Origin of the sequence: Sphingomonas caseinilytica, from assembly GCF_023516455.1 — a bacterium.
Lineage (GTDB): Bacteria > Pseudomonadota > Alphaproteobacteria > Sphingomonadales > Sphingomonadaceae > Sphingomicrobium > Sphingomicrobium caseinilyticum.
Genome location: NZ_JAMGBA010000001.1, coordinates 750,696 through 765,527, shown reverse-complemented (window position 1 = coordinate 765,527; position 14,832 = coordinate 750,696). Strand labels below are relative to the sequence as shown.

The 14,832-nt window shown below is 60.7% G+C and carries 14 protein-coding genes; 4 read left to right on the top strand and 10 right to left on the bottom strand.

The window, feature by feature from the left end; translation table 11 throughout:
• Positions 1-89: 89 nt before the first annotated feature.
• Together LZ496_RS03820 and LZ496_RS03815 are read left to right on the top strand one after the other, a co-directional pair.
• On the top strand, positions 90-620 hold the full coding sequence (locus LZ496_RS03820; RefSeq protein ID WP_249903256.1) for an adenine phosphoribosyltransferase: 531 nt from the start codon (positions 90-92) through the stop codon (positions 618-620).
• Positions 621-715: 95 nt separating this feature from the next.
• Positions 716-1,498: a hypothetical protein gene (locus tag LZ496_RS03815; RefSeq protein WP_249903255.1), complete on the top strand. Its 783-nt coding sequence runs from the start codon at positions 716-718 to the stop codon at positions 1,496-1,498.
• Here the strand turns inward: LZ496_RS03815 and LZ496_RS03810 are convergent.
• The 3 genes from LZ496_RS03810 to LZ496_RS03800 all read right to left on the bottom strand — a co-directional run bounded on the left by LZ496_RS03810 (position 1,495) and on the right by LZ496_RS03800 (position 6,465).
• A complete protein-coding gene (locus tag LZ496_RS03810; protein WP_249903254.1) occupies positions 1,495-1,944 on the bottom strand; it encodes a MaoC family dehydratase in 450 nt (149 codons plus the stop codon). The genes LZ496_RS03815 and LZ496_RS03810 overlap by 4 nt on opposite strands.
• A gap of 90 nt (positions 1,945-2,034) precedes the next feature.
• Positions 2,035-4,557 (bottom strand): TonB-dependent receptor, encoded by a 2,523-nt coding sequence (locus LZ496_RS03805; protein ID WP_249903253.1) that lies wholly within the window; start codon positions 4,555-4,557, stop codon positions 2,035-2,037.
• A 96-nt stretch (positions 4,558-4,653) separates the two neighbouring features.
• Positions 4,654-6,465 carry a tetratricopeptide repeat-containing sulfotransferase family protein gene (locus tag LZ496_RS03800; protein WP_249903252.1) on the bottom strand — a complete coding sequence of 604 codons (1,812 nt, stop codon included), beginning with the start codon at positions 6,463-6,465 and terminating at the stop codon, positions 4,654-4,656.
• A 95-nt stretch (positions 6,466-6,560) separates the two neighbouring features.
• On the opposite strand from LZ496_RS03800, the gene LZ496_RS03795 reads away from it, so the two are divergent.
• The gene (locus tag LZ496_RS03795; RefSeq protein ID WP_249903251.1) at positions 6,561-6,755 is read left to right on the top strand and encodes a hypothetical protein; all 195 of its coding nucleotides are present in this window, start codon (positions 6,561-6,563) and stop codon (positions 6,753-6,755) included.
• Here LZ496_RS03795 and ychF read toward each other — a convergent pair.
• Both ychF and LZ496_RS03785 read right to left on the bottom strand, forming a co-directional pair.
• Positions 6,745-7,845 (bottom strand): redox-regulated ATPase YchF, encoded by a 1,101-nt coding sequence (ychF, locus tag LZ496_RS03790; RefSeq protein ID WP_249903250.1) that lies wholly within the window; start codon positions 7,843-7,845, stop codon positions 6,745-6,747. The genes LZ496_RS03795 and ychF overlap by 11 nt on opposite strands.
• Positions 7,846-7,957: 112 nt before the next feature.
• A complete protein-coding gene (locus LZ496_RS03785; RefSeq protein WP_249903856.1) occupies positions 7,958-8,548 on the bottom strand; it encodes a TIGR02466 family protein in 591 nt (196 codons plus the stop codon).
• 126 nt (positions 8,549-8,674) lie between these two features.
• Here LZ496_RS03785 and LZ496_RS03780 point away from each other — a divergent pair, with 126 nt between their 5' ends.
• Entirely contained in the window at positions 8,675-10,435 is a 1,761-nt protein-coding gene (locus LZ496_RS03780; protein WP_249903249.1) for a TIR domain-containing protein, read from the top strand.
• On the opposite strand, the gene pth is transcribed toward LZ496_RS03780, so the two are convergent.
• From pth to LZ496_RS03755, 5 genes are all read right to left on the bottom strand, one after another.
• Positions 10,413-10,994: an aminoacyl-tRNA hydrolase gene (gene pth, locus LZ496_RS03775; RefSeq protein ID WP_249903248.1), complete on the bottom strand. Its 582-nt coding sequence runs from the start codon at positions 10,992-10,994 to the stop codon at positions 10,413-10,415. The genes LZ496_RS03780 and pth overlap by 23 nt on opposite strands.
• A gap of 167 nt (positions 10,995-11,161) precedes the next feature.
• Positions 11,162-11,839, bottom strand: a complete 678-nt coding sequence (locus LZ496_RS03770) for a 50S ribosomal protein L25/general stress protein Ctc (protein WP_249903247.1) — start codon at positions 11,837-11,839, stop codon at positions 11,162-11,164.
• Positions 11,840-11,949: 110 nt separating this feature from the next.
• Positions 11,950-12,804, bottom strand: a complete 855-nt coding sequence (locus tag LZ496_RS03765) for a TraB/GumN family protein (RefSeq protein ID WP_249903246.1) — start codon at positions 12,802-12,804, stop codon at positions 11,950-11,952.
• A gap of 111 nt (positions 12,805-12,915) precedes the next feature.
• Positions 12,916-13,818, bottom strand: coding sequence for a TraB/GumN family protein (locus LZ496_RS03760; protein ID WP_249903245.1), 903 nt, complete (start codon positions 13,816-13,818; stop codon positions 12,916-12,918).
• A gap of 119 nt (positions 13,819-13,937) precedes the next feature.
• Positions 13,938-14,825 (bottom strand): TraB/GumN family protein, encoded by an 888-nt coding sequence (locus LZ496_RS03755; RefSeq protein WP_249903244.1) that lies wholly within the window; start codon positions 14,823-14,825, stop codon positions 13,938-13,940.
• Positions 14,826-14,832 lie beyond the last annotated feature (7 nt).

Sequence of the window (14,832 nt, the reverse complement as noted above, 5' to 3'; positions counted from 1 at the left end):
CATTGCGAGCGAAGCGAAGCAATCCAGTGCCCGTAGGGTGACTGGATTGCTTCGTCGCTTTCAGCTCCTCGCAATGACGGCGGATTCAGGTGAATGACGAGCTCAAGGCGTTGGTCCGCACCATCCCGGACTTTCCAAAGCCCGGGATCCAGTTTCGCGACATTACGACGTTAATGCTCGACCGTGTGGGCCTTGCCCGCACGGTCGATGCACTTGCGGCGACGGTCGACGGGAAGGTTGATCTGGTGGCAGCCGTCGAAGCTCGCGGATTCGCGATCGGCGGGGCGCTGGCGGTGAAACTTGGAGCGGGGCTGCTGCTGATCCGGAAGGACGGCAAGCTTCCCGGCGCGACCATCGCCGAAGACTATGCGCTGGAATATGGAACGGACCGGCTGACGATGCATGTCGACGCCTGTGCGCCCGGTGCACGGGTTCTGATCGTCGACGACCTCCTGGCAACGGGCGGTACGGCGCTGGCTGCAGCCCGACTGGTGAGGCGTGCAGGAGCAGATCTGGTTGGGGCGCGGTTCATCGTCGACCTCCCGGAACTGGGTGGCGCAAAGGCGCTCCGCGATGCAGGAATACCGGCGGAAAGCCTGTTCAACTTCGAGGGTCATTGAGTCGTCCGGACGAGGGTACGCAGTCGCAACGGTTCACTGCGCGTTCAACAGCTTAAGTGCAGAACGACTCCATAAAATCCTTCGGAGAAGTCTCTATGTATGCGTTTCGACTTCGCGCCGCTGCGGTAGCACTGGTTGCCGGCATCGGCCTTGCAGGTTGTACGACACCCTACGGCTATAATGGCGTTTCGGTGGGCGTCGGCAACGGCGGCTACTATGACCCCTATTACGGCGGTTACGGGTACGGCGGCGGCTACGGCGGCTACGGTGGTTATCCGGCCTATGGTGTCGGTTACGGCTATGGCTCGGGATATCCGGGCTACGGATATGGCTATGCGCCCTATTACGGCTGGTACGATGACTACTATTATCCGGGCTACGGCTACTATGTTTACGACCGCTATCGTAAGCCGCACCGCTGGTCCGACGCGCACCGTCGTTACTGGGAAGGTCGTCGCAAGCAGGCCCTGAGCAGCGAGGAATTCCGCCGCCAGATGGAATCTCAAAGGGAGAACTGGAGCGGCTTCGAGGCTGGCCCGAATGCGGTCACCCAGCAGGTTCGGACCCGCGATGGTGAGCAGGTTCGCGTCGAGCGCGAGCGACCCACGCGCGGCGATCGCGCTAACCGGACTGACCGTATCCAGCGGAACAATCAGGTCGAGCAGGTCCAGCCGGTCGATCGGGCCGAACGCATCCAACGCGCGGAACGGACCGAGCGTGTTGAGCGTGCCAATCGGACGGAGCGCGTCGAGCGCACTCGTCCGGAACGCGCTCAGCGTAGCGAACGCCAGAGCAGCCGCGAATTCCGTTCGTCGATGAGCAATCGTTCGCGTGCGGATCGCAGCAGCGACGGCAACAGCAACACTGACGAAAACTAGGCGGTAGGCCGCCGTAGCATCAGCACGATCGACGTGAAGGTCATCACCTTCACGTCGTCCTGATTGGTGATCGTGTTTTCGCTCTTGATCACGCCGATTTGCGGCTTCGACCGCGACGGCGTGGTCTCGATGATCTTGCCCCTGACCGTCAGCCGATCACCGGGGTAGACCGGCTTCAGCCAACGAAGCTCGTCGACCCCGGGCGATCCGAGGCCTGCCTGTTCGGTATCGACCACATGGCGGGCGATCACCGCCATGGTCATCGCGCAAGTGTGCCAGCCGGAAGCGGCGAGACGGCCGAAATGGGTCTTGGCCGCCTCCTCGTCGCTGAGGTGAAACGGCTGGGGGTCATACTTCTGGGCGAACTCGAGGACTTCCTCGCGGGTCACATCATAATGGCCGAACAGGGTTTCCTGGCCGACTTCCAGGTCATCGAAATAGATCATGCTTCTTCAATCGCCGGTTTAGCCGGCGAAGGAAAGTGGCAAAATAAAACCCGTCATGCGCGAGGCATGACGGGCTCCATTTCCTGCTAGTTAGAATTTGCGGCCGACGCGAAGGCCAAACATTCTCGGACGTGTGACCGTCGTATAGATCTTCGGTCCGATTGCAGTGACGCCGTCCGGATCGCCGCAGACCGTTTCCAGGCACTGGATGCCCTTGGTGATCTGGCCACGAACATCGAAGATGTTCTTGACGTATAGGTCGACGCTCCACGGACCCTTGTCGATGCCAGTCGAGGCGTCGACGAGCGTGTAGGCATCATATTCGCCGATGATCGCATTCTCGATGTCACGAAGGTCAGCCCGACGGTCTCCTTCGTAGGTCAGCGAGGCCTGGGCATGAGCCTTGATGTCGCTGGTCAGGTCCCAATCGTAGCGAAGCCTGCTGTTCAGCTTCCATCGGGACGTGACCGGGAGGCGAGTGCCCTTGTCGGCCAACTTGGCGTTTTCTTCCGATGAATCGTCGATCGCTCCGCTATCGTCCAGGTCGACATCGATCGTGCAATCGAAGTCCGGGACGGCAATGGAGCAGAAGTCGTTGCGGATTTCCGCATCATTGTAGCTGGCGCCCGTGCTCCAGCTAAGTCCCGGCATCAGGCGGAGGTAGAGGTCGGCTTCAATGCCGCGGATGCGGGCGTCGCCGGCGTTCCGGACCTCGGTCAGGCCGTTTGCACCCAAGAAGGATAGCTGAATGTCCTTCCAATTCTCTTGGTAGATCGCGAAGTTGAAGTGCGAGCCGCTGCCGAAGCTATACTTCGCGCCGGCCTCATAGTTGATGAGGAAGTCCGGATCATATGGCGGCAAGGTGCCGCGACGGTTGACGCCGCCGGGCCGGAAACCCTTGGACCAAGTGGCATAGAGAAGCAGGTCGTCGTTTGGCTTCCAGGTTGCATTGAAGCGATAAACGGCGCCGCTGTCCTTGGTGGTCTTGTCGACGTTGTTGCAAGGCGCTCCGTTTACGGTGGAGGGGCCGAACAGGTCGCAGTTGTACTGGTCGTTGCCGCTGTAACCAAGGCCGTCGTCATCGAACGAGTTGTACCCGAAAAAGCCTTCCAGTGAGTTCTTGTACCAGTAGTAGCGCCCGCCGGCCGTGAGGGTCAGTTCGGGCGTCACGTCATAGCTGAGCTCACCGAAGATGGCCTTGTCGCGGTCGACGCGGAGCTGCTTCGTCAGCCAGATATTGTCGGGATAACCGTCAACGGCCAGATGATCGTCCAGATTGTCGATCTTGTAGTTCTGCTCGATGTTATGTTCCTGCCGCTGCAGGAACAGACCGCCAACGACGCGGAACCGATTTTCTGCCGGCGATGTAAAGCGCAGTTCGTGCGACATCTTTTTGAAGCTGTCGTCGGAGATGATGTACTGCGTCGGATCGATCGGATCGCCGTCATTGTCGTACCAATAGGCGCCGTATCCCGACAGCTCGTTGTAGAAGTAGGAATAGTCGGAATAATCGAACGAGCCGTCGATCTGGCGCTTCATGTAAGCGCCGGCGTAGGTCATGTCGAAGTTGCCGATCTTGCCTTCGACGGTAAGGGCGGCCTGCCACCACTTGTCCTTGGTCTTTTCATAATAGAACTGTGCCGTCTCAAGGTCGTCGTAGCCACTCTCCTCGGCGAATGAGCCATAGGCTTTCTGGCTCTGGCCCATGATCTGGGGAGTAATCGACCAATCCTCGTTGAGATCGATTTTCAACGCCGCGCGGGCACCGTAGGTGTAGACGTCGTTGTAATCGTCCTCCGCCAGATCGGCATTATCGCGAGAGATGATGTTGCCCGTCGGCGTGGGGATGAGATCGCCAGGATCACCTTCGGGGTCCTGTTCCAGCGTGAACTCGGTGTAATTCCGAATGGCATGTATATTGTCGATGTAGCCGCCATCGCGGCGGTACCAGGCAACGACACGGGCCGCGATATTCTCATTGAGCGGCGCATTGATGAAGCCTTCGGCAGTATAGCCCCAGTCGCCATGGGCGGTATTGTTCACTTCAAGGCCGACTTCGCCGTAGGTGCCTGAGAGATCCGGCTTGTTGGTGATGATGCGAATAGTGCCAGCTTCGCTGGAAGCCCCGTAAAGCGTTCCCTGGGGACCGGCCAATGCCTCGATCCGCTCGATATCGAAGACGTGAAGGTCGAGCGCGCCCTGGATGGTCGTGATCGGCTGTTCGTCCAGATAGGTGCCGACGCTGGGCAGCGAGGTCGAGTGGTTGGCGTTCTCGCCGCTGGCGACACCGCGGAAATAGACGTTGGATGCACCGGGGCCCGACGACTGCTGCGACAAGCTCGGGATCATCTTGGCATAGTCTTCGAACGAGTCGACGTGGTTGTCGTCGAGGGTCTTCGTACCGAATGCGGTGATGGCGATCGGCACGTCCTGAAGATTTTCGACGCGCTTGGTCGCGGTGACAACGATTTCGTCGCCTTCCACCAGTCGTTGAGTTGCTGCTGCTTCCTGCTCACCTGCAGTTTGCTGAGCAAAGGCGCTTGTGCTCAAAATTGCGGTCGATGCGAGGAACAGGCCGCAGGAGCGGCGGGCGAAAGACGTACGTCTCGTCATATTACTCCCCCATTTAATTCGTGTGGGAAGAGTGGGCGCCTGTTTACATCGGCGTCAATTGGCTTTCGTCACGCGGATGTCACGATTTTCCCTGCGCTATGGCAGCGGTGCATCATCCCAATGCTGGAGCGCCGGGCCGAGCGCAGTCTTCAAGGGGGCCAGCCATTGCTCATATGGCTGCCACTGGCCCAGGCCTGCCTTGCTGAGTGGCTGCCTCACCTGTTCGCTGCTTGCGGTCCTGACCGCTCGCTTGGTCTCGTGGAAGCGGAGGCAGCTATCCTCCCATTCAAGGCCGCAATAGGCGAGCAGTGCGCGAATCTCTTGCTCGGGGTTTTCGACAAGGCGCTCGTGAATGACCCGGTGAACCGCACCAGGCTGCGCGCGATCGATATGGTCCATGAACCGCACATAATCGGCATAGTATCGGCCGATGTGGGCGAGGTCATAGCTGAAGGCCTGTCCTCGCGCGTAATGCTGCTTGAAGTTGGAAAAGCCGCAGTCCAGCGGATGCCGCCGAGCATCGATGATCTTCGCATTGGGAAGGATTAGGCGGATGAAGCCGGCATGGACCCAGTTGTTGGGCATCTTGTCGATGAAGAAGGGCTTGCCCTCACTTCGCTGGATGCGGGTGCGATCCAGATATTCCTGCCCGAGCGCTGCGAGCGTGTCGCCATCGAGATTGGCGAGCGCATCGGGGTAGTTCCCAAATTCCTCGCCGGCATTCTTATTGTCGATTTGCCTGACCAGCGCGCTGATATCGGGCAATTCCATCGTACCCTCGACCCGGCTGTGGCTGGCCAGAATCTGTTCGACGAGGGTCGAGCCCGCACGCGGCATGCCCAGGATGAAGATAGGATCGGGGGCTTCGCATCCCATTTCATTTCGAGCGGCGAAGAAATCCCGGGTCATGAGCGGTATGCTGCGATCGACAATCCTGGTGATGCGATTGGGATTATGGCCAAGCCGTTTCGACTGTATGTCGTTGCCGGCTTCATAATGGCGCCATGACTGTTCTGGACTACGCCGGTCTTCATAAGCCTTGCCCAGTGCAAAATGCAGATGCAGCCGGTCGTCGATGTCGAGCGCTGCGTCATCAAGCGCCGCCTCCATCGCACGAACATCTTCATCGTCGAACGTGATCGTCTTCAGGTTCGCAAGGCTCCACCATACCTCACCAAGGCTCGGCGCAAGTTCAATCGCCCGGCGATAGGCGCTAATCGATTCCTCCTGGTTGCCGACTGTCTTCAGCAAATGCGCCATGCTCATCCAGATCTTGGGCTGTTCCGGATGGCGGCGAAGCACGTCGCGATAAAGATCGATGGCTTCCTCATAGCCGCCGATACGGCCAAGGGCCGCTGCTCGTAGATTGCGGTAGCTATCGGCAATTTCTCCGTCCGTTCCCAGTTGGTCGAGCTGTTCGAGGGCTTCGGGCGCGCGATGCTGACGATATAGGACGGTCGCCAGGTTGGCCCGCGCTGCCTGGAAGGACGGTGCCAGCTCGACCGTTCGACGAAGCAGGCTCTCACTATCATGAATGCGTCCGATCCGCGCGGCCAGCTCGGCCAACATGCGCATCGCGCTGTAATCATAGGGATCGCGTTTCAGCCGCTCTTTCAGGAGAGGTTCGGCCTCATGCAGCTGGTTTGCGAACAGCGCGTGACCGGCGCGCAGCAACACTGGATCGGACGTCGCCGCCTTGACTGCCCGTTGTTCGAATTCCGCGGCTTCCTCGGTCTGGCCGGATGCCCGCATTGCCAGGCCGACGAGCCTCAGGGCAGGGGGCGATTCTGGATGCAGCCGCAGCGCTTCCCGCGCCAGCTTGCCCGACTTTCCGGGATCATCCTCAAGCGATTGATATCCCTCGACCAGAGGATTGGTCTTCGCCATTTGCTGCGCTTCCCTGCTCATGGCTGACTGGTGGGACAAAAACGCGGCTTCGCCAAGTCTCGGTTCATTGAAGCGGGTACGAATGCTATTGTGCCCTGACCCAGGAGGGGAGGGGTATGATGAAACCTTTCACGACCATCGCGGCTGTCGTCTTTGCGCTCATCGCGTTGGTGCACGCCTACCGCCTCGTCACCCATTTCCAGGTGATCGTCGGTGACCATGCGATCGCTCAGGCGGCCAGCTGGGCCGGACTGATCGTTGCCGGGATATTGAGCTACGGCCTGTTTCGCGAGGCGCGGCTCAGACGTTGAACTTGAAGTGCAGGACGTCGCCGTCCTTCACGACATATTCCTTGCCTTCTTGCCTCAGCTTTCCGGCGTCGCGCGCTCCAGCTTCGCCGTTCAGCGCGATATAATCGTCATAGGCGATGGTTTCGGCGCGGATGAAACCGCGTTCGAAGTCGGTATGGATTTCGCCGGCCGCACGCGGAGCCTTCGAACCCTTCTCAACTGTCCAGGCCCGGGCTTCCTTCGGTCCGACGGTGAAGAAGGTGATAAGGTGGAGTAGGTCGTACCCGGCGCGAATGACGCGGGCGAGGCCCGTCTCGTGCAGGCCCATTTCCTCGAGGAAGACCAGCCGCTCGTCCATGTCCATGCTGACCAGGTCGGCCTCGATCGCCGCCGAGACGACGACCGCGTTGGCGCCTTCCGCCTTGGCCTTTTCGAATACGCGGGCGGACTGCGCGTTACCGTTGGCCGCTTCGTCCTCATTGACGTTGCAGACGTAGAGCACCGGCTTGGCGGTGATTAGCTGGGCCTGCGAGAAGACGCGGGCTTCCTCGTCGTCCTTGGGTTGCGTGAGCCGCGCGGGCTTGCCCTCGCGGAGGAGATCGAGTGCCTGGCTCAGGACCGACGCAGCGATCTTCGACTCTTTGTCGCCCTGCTGGCCGCGCTTCACCAGATTGGGAACGCGCTTTTCCAGGCTTTCGAGGTCGGACAGCAGAAGTTCGGTTTCGACCGTCTCGGCGTCCGCGATCGGATCGACCTTGTTTTCGACATGCTGGATGTCGTCATTCTCGAAACAGCGCAGGACATGGACGATGGCGTCCACTTCGCGGATGTTGCCCAGGAACTGGTTGCCAAGACCCTCGCCCTTGGACGCGCCCTTCACCAGGCCGGCGATGTCGACGAAGGCAAGCTGGGTCGGGATGATCTTGGCCGAGCCGGCGATCGCGGCCAACTTGTCGAGGCGCGGGTCGGGCACGGCGACCTGGCCGACGTTCGGTTCGATCGTGCAGAAGGGATAGTTGGCCGCTTGCGCCGCCTGCGTTTCGGTCAACGCGTTGAAGAGGGTCGACTTGCCGACGTTCGGCAGGCCGACGATGCCGCATTTAAAGCCCATGAATCACTCCGTGTCGTCGTCATTGCGAGGAGCGAAGCGACGCGGCAATCCACGCTTCTGGATTGCTTCGCTACGCTCGCAATGACGGATTGGCGGGCCTCTTAGCGGCGGTTCACGCAAAATTGAAGCTGATGCTCAGCCGATCGGCCTTGGCGGTGCCGGGGAGTACCTCATGGCGGAGCCAGCTCTCCCATAGCAGGAGCAGGCCCGGGCGAGGCTCGACCGCTACAAATGGCCGCAATTCCTCAGCCGCATCTTCGTCGCGGACCGGCGCTGCCATCATCATCGGCAGGCGGGGATCCTCGAAGCGGATTGGGCCGCTGCCCTTGGCAACTTCGACATAAAGCGTTCCCGACAGGATGGAATGAGGATGGATATGCGCGCTGTGATGCCCGCCCGGCTTCAACAGGTTGACCCAAATACTATCGAGCTTCGGCTTGACGCCCCACGCCAGATCCTTGGCGAAGCGCACGGCGTGAGCGGTAAGGACGCGCTTCAGATCGTCAAATGCCGGGTCACGACGAGGCAGGTCGTTCAGCGAAGCATAGCTGGTATAGCCCTTGTACGCCTTTTCCCGGCTCCAGCACTTTCCCGCCTCGTCCTCTTCCGCGAACGAGCGAATTGAATGGGCGAGCTCGCCGAGCAATTGCTCGTCGTCGATCATTGCTTCGTACAGGCGGGTTGCGAACAAGGTGCGCGACATGGCCCGCACTTAGGCGGCGTTGCTTCGATGTGGAAGCCCGCCATCCATCGAAGTCGACCCACAGGTTTCGCTTGCCCTACGCTTGGCTGAACCGGTAGCTTTCGGTTGAAACAGCGGGGGCTCTGCATGCCCGGCGTGTTCATTTCCTATTGCCGGCCAAGCGCTCAAGTCGCTGAGCAGGTTGCTGCTGCACTCTCTTCCATGGGCTATGAAGTCTGGCGCGACGACCAGTTGCCGGCACATCGCGCCTATGGCGACGTCATCGAGGAGAATCTTCGCGCTGCGAAAGCGGTCGTCGTGCTGTGGTCGGCGGACGCATGCCAATCCCAATGGGTTCGGGCAGAGGCGGATTATGCTCGGCAGGCCGGAGTGCTGGTTCAGGCCAGTCTCGACGGAACGATCCCGCCGCTTCCGTTCAACCAGATCCAATGCGCGGATTTGTCGGCATGGGAAGGCGATCGCCAGGCGAGCGGATGGCGAAAGATCGAGCAGAGTGTCGCGGCGCTGGCAGGCACGATCGAAGCAACGGCGACCGCTCGCAAGCGCACAAGCGATATTTCGATTTGCGTTCTTCCCTTCGCCAATATGAGCGGTGATGCCGAGCAGGAATATTTCAGCGATGGAATCAGCGAGGACATCACCACCGATTTGTCCAAGGTGTCGGCGCTCGCCGTCACGGCACGGAACACCGCATTCATGTTCAAGGGGCAGTCGATCGACGTGGGGGAGCTGGCTCGAAAGCTCGGCGTTAGCCACGTCCTTGAAGGAAGCGTTCGAAAGGCCGGCAATCGCGTTCGGATCACCGCCCAGTTGATCGACGGCCGCAGCGGCGATCACTTATGGGCCGAGCGCTTCGATCGCGACCTTACGGACATATTCGCAATCCAGGACGAGATTTCGAAGGCGATCGTCGATGCGTTGAAGGTCAAGTTGCTGCCCGCCGAGAAGAAGGCGATCGAGCAGCGCGGAACGAGCAATGCTGACGCTTACAATTTTTATCTGATGGCCCGGAAATATTGGATTTCCGGCAATTATGGCGACATCCGCAAGGAGCAACGGGTCATCCGGCTGTGCCAGCGAGCCCTGGAAATTGATCCACGCTACGCTCAAGCCTGGGCGTTGATGGCGCTCGCGCAACTTCAGCTGCGCTATTATTTCGGCGCAGCAGATGTGGATGCCTCCGTCGCTGCGGAACAGGCGCTGTCGATCGATCCGACGATTGCCGAGGCATATGCGGTCAGGGCGCGGATCCTGCTTGAAGCTGAGCAATATGACGATGCCAATCGGGAGATCGCGCAGGCGCTGAAGCTGGACCCGGATTCCTGGGAAGTGAACAGGGAGGCGGCACGACTTTCAACGCGCCAGAGAAAGCTTGAGGATGCCGCGCGCCACTATGTGAAAGCCGTCGAGCTCATTGAGTCCGACTTCCACTCCTGGGCGATGCTGGTGATGTGTTACCAGGCGCTGGGGAACCGGGAAGGCGTGCTTCGCGGTGCGGAAATGATGCATTCGCAATCGGAGAAAGTCCTTGCCGAAGACCCCAGCAACGGCGCGGCGCTGGGAATATGTGCTGGCGGGCATGCGATTGCCGGCAATCGCGAACGGGCGATGGAAACGATCGAGCGAGCCCTGCTGATCGATCCTGACAATCTCAATATGCGATACAATTTCGCGTGCGTTCTGAGCGCTTATCTGAATGAGCGGGACGCTTCGCTCGACCTGTTGCTGCCAGTATTGGAACTGGCTCAACACACGTTGGTGAGCGCGGCCGCAGTTGATCCCGATCTTGACTTCCTGAGGGGCGACCAGCGCTTTGAAGAAGCCTTGGCCAAGGCGCAGGCACGCCTAGGCATCGACCCGCAAGCTAATCCGGCTGCTGCAACCTGAGCGCGACGTCGCTCATGAATCGGGCATCGTCGCCGTCGGCCAGCCAATTGGCTTCGGCGGCAATGGCACCCAACAGATCGCTGAGCGGCTCCATTTCGCTCTTGGCGTAATTGCCGAGAACGTGGGGAGTGACTTTTTCCTTCTGGCCGGGGCCAGGATGGCCGATGCCGATCCGGACGCGGCGGAAGTCGGGGCCCAGTGACGCGCCGATCGAGCGCAATCCGTTATGGCCGGCGGTGCCGCCGCCCTGCTTCACCTTGACCTTCATCGGGGCGAGGTCGAGCTCGTCGTGGAATGCGGTCAGAGCTTCGATATCCAGCTTGTAGAAATGAAGCGCCTGCTGAACCGCGTCGCCGCTGACATTCATATAGGTCTGCGGCTTCAGCAGCAGGATCTTGTGCCGGCCGACGCGGCCCTCGCTGACGAGGCTGCGGAATTTCTTCTGCCATGGGCCAAAGCCATGCACGGCCGCGATGGCGTCGACCGCCATGAAGCCGACGTTGTGCCGGTGCAGCGCATATTTGTCGCCCGGATTGCCGAGCCCCGCCCAGATTTGCATCGCGCTACAACTACAGTGCGCTGGACAAAAGAAAACCGTTCGTCCTGAGGAGCCATTGAGCTTGTCGAAATGGCATCTCGAAGGACAGCCCTTCGAGACGGGTCTTCGACGCGCTTCGCTTGCTCAGTCCCTCCTCAGGACGAACGGAATCGAAAAGGCTTGGCAGATTACTCCGCGTCGCCGCCCTCGGCTTCGCCGCCTTCGGCTCCAGCCTCATCCTCACCGACGGTCGGGACTTCGCCCTCAGGAGCAGCCGCTTCTTCTTCGGTCTGCTTCATCGCCGACGGAGCAACGATCGTGGCGACGGTGAAGTCGTCATCGGCGTTGGCGGCCTTGGCGCCCTTGGGCAGCTTGACCTGGCTGATGTGGATCGAATCGCCGATCTCCAGCCCGTCGAGCGGGATGTGGATCTCGTCCGGGATTTCGGAAGCGTCGCAGACCAGCGCAAGGTCGTGCACGACGATGTTGAGCACGCCGCCACGCTTCAGGCCCGGCGAAGCTTCTTCATTGTCGAAGCGCACCGGAACGTTGACGTTGACCTGGCTGTGCTCGCCGATCCGCAGGAAGTCGACGTGGATCGGACGGCTCGTCACCGGGTGGAAATCCACGGCCTTGGGAAGCGTGCGGTTCTTCTTGCCGCCGACTTCGACCATGACCACCGAATTCATGAAGTGGCCGGTGCTCAGCATCTTGGCGAGGAGCTTCTCCTCGACATGAACCGAAAGCGGCTCTTTCTTGTCGCCGTAAACCACGGCGGGGACCCGGCCATCGCGACGCAGTGCACGGGAGGCTCCCTTGCCAGCCCGATCGCGCGTCTCGGCGGGCAGCGTTAGCTGTTCGCTCATTTCGCAAATTCCTTCGTAAAATTTGTCCCGCCACGCCTCCAGGGATGACCATGGGTGGACAAGCGCGCGCCTATACGGGCGCGAGGCGACGTTGGCAAGTTAGAGCGAGTTTAGCCGATGCGGGCGCTGGCGATGCCGCGGGCGGCAAGCCACTGCTGCACGCTGTCCTTGCCCGCCAGATGCCCCGATCCGACTGCAACGAACACGGTTCCGGGCCGGTCAAGGCGATTGGCGATCCATTCACCCCAGCGAGCGTTTCGATCAGCGATCAGCATGCGATAGGCGACCGGCGAACTTGCCTCGAAACCGGCGAGCATTGTCGAAAAGGCGCCAGTGTCGCCCTTGGTCCAGGCGCCGAGCAGGTCGGTAAGCGATACCGATGCGGCGGCGGGTGCGGACGTCTGCGGCGCGCTCACCGGAATTTTCGCCAGCTGGCTGAGCTGATCTTCAAACCGTTCCAGCCCGCCGACCGGCTTTCCATTATCTTCGGCGACGCGGCGCAGGACGCTGTCGGCGCCATGTTCGACCGACATGCCCAGCGCATTTCCCTGGCCGATCGCCTGCTGGGTTTGCGCGATGAACGGCTTCAGCGTCGTCTTTCCGTCCGGACCGACCTGGCTTACCCGGTCGCCCGCGGCGCCGATGGCATCCCGGCTCGAGGGAACGATGGTTTCAAGGACCAGTTCGTCGGATCCATCGAAAGCCTGCCGAACGCGGTCGTCGAACCAGACGGTACGGCCATCCAGCGAATGGAAGGTGCCGAACAGGTAGATTTTGGTGTCGCCGTCGCTGATTTCCCAAAGGGCCGGTGTTGCCCGAACGACGGCCGGCGCACGGATGGCCGGGACGGTCGAAGGGATGGCAGGGCTAGCGATCGACGCGAGCAGGAGCAGCGCAGCGGCGCGGCTTCCGCTGAAGAATTTTCCGGGCGACCGACGCCCTGCTGACCTTCGATTCCGTACCACTGGCGACCCCCGCCGGTTGAAATTCAACCTTTGGGTACAAATGGTTAACGGTCAATCAGCACTTCCCCCAGTTTTAAGATATTTGCGACGAGTGGAGGAACTTTTTGCGCGTTACTGTACGCGTGTGACTTTTACGCCCTGCTTTTCCAACATTGTCTGCACCGATTGTTCGCCGGCGAGGTGACCGGCGCCCACCGCGACGAGGACGGTTCCCGGCTGATCCAGCCTGCCCTTGACCCATTTTGCCCAGTTGGCGTTGCGCTGGGTCAGCAGTGCATCGCGTAGCTCCGCGGCATCCGACAGATCACTGTTGAAGCTCTTGGCGATGCCTTTGACGTCGCCGCGCGTCCAGGCGTCCAGCATTCCCTTGAATTCGGTATTCATATCGCCGCCGCCGTCCAGCATCGCGACCAGGAACTTGCGCTGGGCCTCCTCCGACAGCCGGTCGAAGAAGCCGAGCTGCTCCGCATTGGTTTCCAGCTGCCCGATTGTCTTCTTGCCGTCGGTGAATTGCTTCTTCAGCGCGGATTCGACACCGGAGCCGGGATCCAGCCCCAGCTCCTTGAACTGAACGCCAAGCAGCATGAATGCAGCGGCCCAGGTTTCCAGCCGGTCGAACATCGGTGCCGGGATTCCGGACTTGGCAATCAGTTCCTGAAGGGCAGGTCTCTTGTCTGCCGGCACGCGCTGGGCGAGCGGCGGCAGCCCCGGGCTTACCGCCAGTTGCAGCAGCTCGTTCATCGTCGCCGCGGGATTGCTTTCGTCGATCACAGTTTCCACGACCAGCGTGTCGGCGCCGGCCGCCGCCTTGTCGAAGGCGGAACTTCTCCAGTTCGTATTCTTCGGAAGCAGGTGGATCGTTCCGAACAGGTAAATGGTCGTATCGTGGTCGGCGACTTTCCAGAGAGCCGGGTTGGCCGCCTTCGCTTCGGTCGCAGGGGCCGCGCTGCAGGCAGTGGCCGCAACGGCGGAAACGGCCAGAAGGCGACGGCCAAAACGTTTCAAAAGACTCATCTACGCAATCCCAATTGCCGATCACTTATGTGGAAGTAGGTAGAGCCGAGACATTAATCCACCGTTGACCGGCCAGCACGCCGCCTTGACGCCTGGCCGGCTAACGGTCGGAACAGACGCTAATTGGCGCGGACCGCCTTGATCTTCCGCTGCTCCAGCATTTGCTGGACGCTGTCCTTGCCAGCGAGATGGCCGGTACCGACGGCCATGAAGACCGTGCCCGGCTTGTCGAGACGCTTGTCGATCCATTCCGCCCAGGTGGCGTTTCGATCGGAGAAAATGACCTTGTACGCTGCGGGGCCCTGGCCCTCGCTCTTGTCCATGAAGGCCTTGAAGCTTTCGGCATCGCCGCGATTCCATGCGCTCAGCAGCTGTGCCATTTCCGTTGGAATCTCGTCCATCGACTTCAGCAGTTCTTCCAGCATCGCGAGTTGTTCGGCCTCGGGAATCCGATCGAACATGCCGATCTGGAACTCGACGTCCTCGATCGCGCTTACCGGCTTTCCGGCGGTTTTGGCTGCACTTCGCAACGATTGTTCCGCCCCCTTGTCCGCGGCCAGGCCCATCTTCTGCATCCCGACCGCAGCGAATGTGAGCGAGGCGAAGAAGGGTTTGAACTTGTCGAAAGCGGTCGGCGGGGCGCCCATCGCCGCAAGGCCGGCAGCAAGCTGCTTCTGGCCTTCCGGCGAGAGCTTTGAAGACAATGGCTTGCCGGATGAGTCGAGGGCATATTTCATGACGATCGGCTGCATCGTACCGGGGTCTTCCGGCACCAATGCCTCGATCACCAGCTCGTCCGACTTGTCGAAGGCTGCCTTGACCTCGTCGTTGAACCAGTCGGACTTGCCGTCGAGCGCGTGGAAGGTGCCGAACAGGTAGATGGTGGTATCCTCGTCCGCGACTTTCCACATCGCCGGATCGGCATCGGGAAGGGCCGGGGTCGCGGCTGCGACGGGCGCGGCGAAACACAGGGCGGCGGTGGCCGCCCAGAGGCGAAAATTCTTCATGTCGAAC

Excerpts from the sequence above, each read along its gene's own strand:
- LZ496_RS03815 (WP_249903255.1), top strand. The coding sequence starts at position 716 with ATGTATGCGTTTCGACTTCGCGCCGCTGCGGTAGCACTGGTTGCCGGC.
- LZ496_RS03810 (WP_249903254.1), bottom strand. The coding sequence starts at position 1,944 with ATGATCTATTTCGATGACCTGGAAGTCGGCCAGGAAACCCTGTTCGGC.
- LZ496_RS03805 (WP_249903253.1), bottom strand. The coding sequence starts at position 4,557 with ATGACGAGACGTACGTCTTTCGCCCGCCGCTCCTGCGGCCTGTTCCTC.
- LZ496_RS03800 (WP_249903252.1), bottom strand. The coding sequence starts at position 6,465 with ATGAGCAGGGAAGCGCAGCAAATGGCGAAGACCAATCCTCTGGTCGAG.
- LZ496_RS03795 (WP_249903251.1), top strand. The coding sequence starts at position 6,561 with ATGATGAAACCTTTCACGACCATCGCGGCTGTCGTCTTTGCGCTCATC.
- ychF (WP_249903250.1), bottom strand. The coding sequence starts at position 7,845 with ATGGGCTTTAAATGCGGCATCGTCGGCCTGCCGAACGTCGGCAAGTCG.
- LZ496_RS03785 (WP_249903856.1), bottom strand. The coding sequence starts at position 8,548 with ATGTCGCGCACCTTGTTCGCAACCCGCCTGTACGAAGCAATGATCGAC.
- LZ496_RS03780 (WP_249903249.1), top strand. The coding sequence starts at position 8,675 with ATGCCCGGCGTGTTCATTTCCTATTGCCGGCCAAGCGCTCAAGTCGCT.
- pth (WP_249903248.1), bottom strand. The coding sequence starts at position 10,994 with ATGCAAATCTGGGCGGGGCTCGGCAATCCGGGCGACAAATATGCGCTG.
- LZ496_RS03770 (WP_249903247.1), bottom strand. The coding sequence starts at position 11,839 with ATGAGCGAACAGCTAACGCTGCCCGCCGAGACGCGCGATCGGGCTGGC.
- LZ496_RS03760 (WP_249903245.1), bottom strand. The coding sequence starts at position 13,818 with ATGAGTCTTTTGAAACGTTTTGGCCGTCGCCTTCTGGCCGTTTCCGCC.
- LZ496_RS03755 (WP_249903244.1), bottom strand. The coding sequence starts at position 14,825 with ATGAAGAATTTTCGCCTCTGGGCGGCCACCGCCGCCCTGTGTTTCGCC.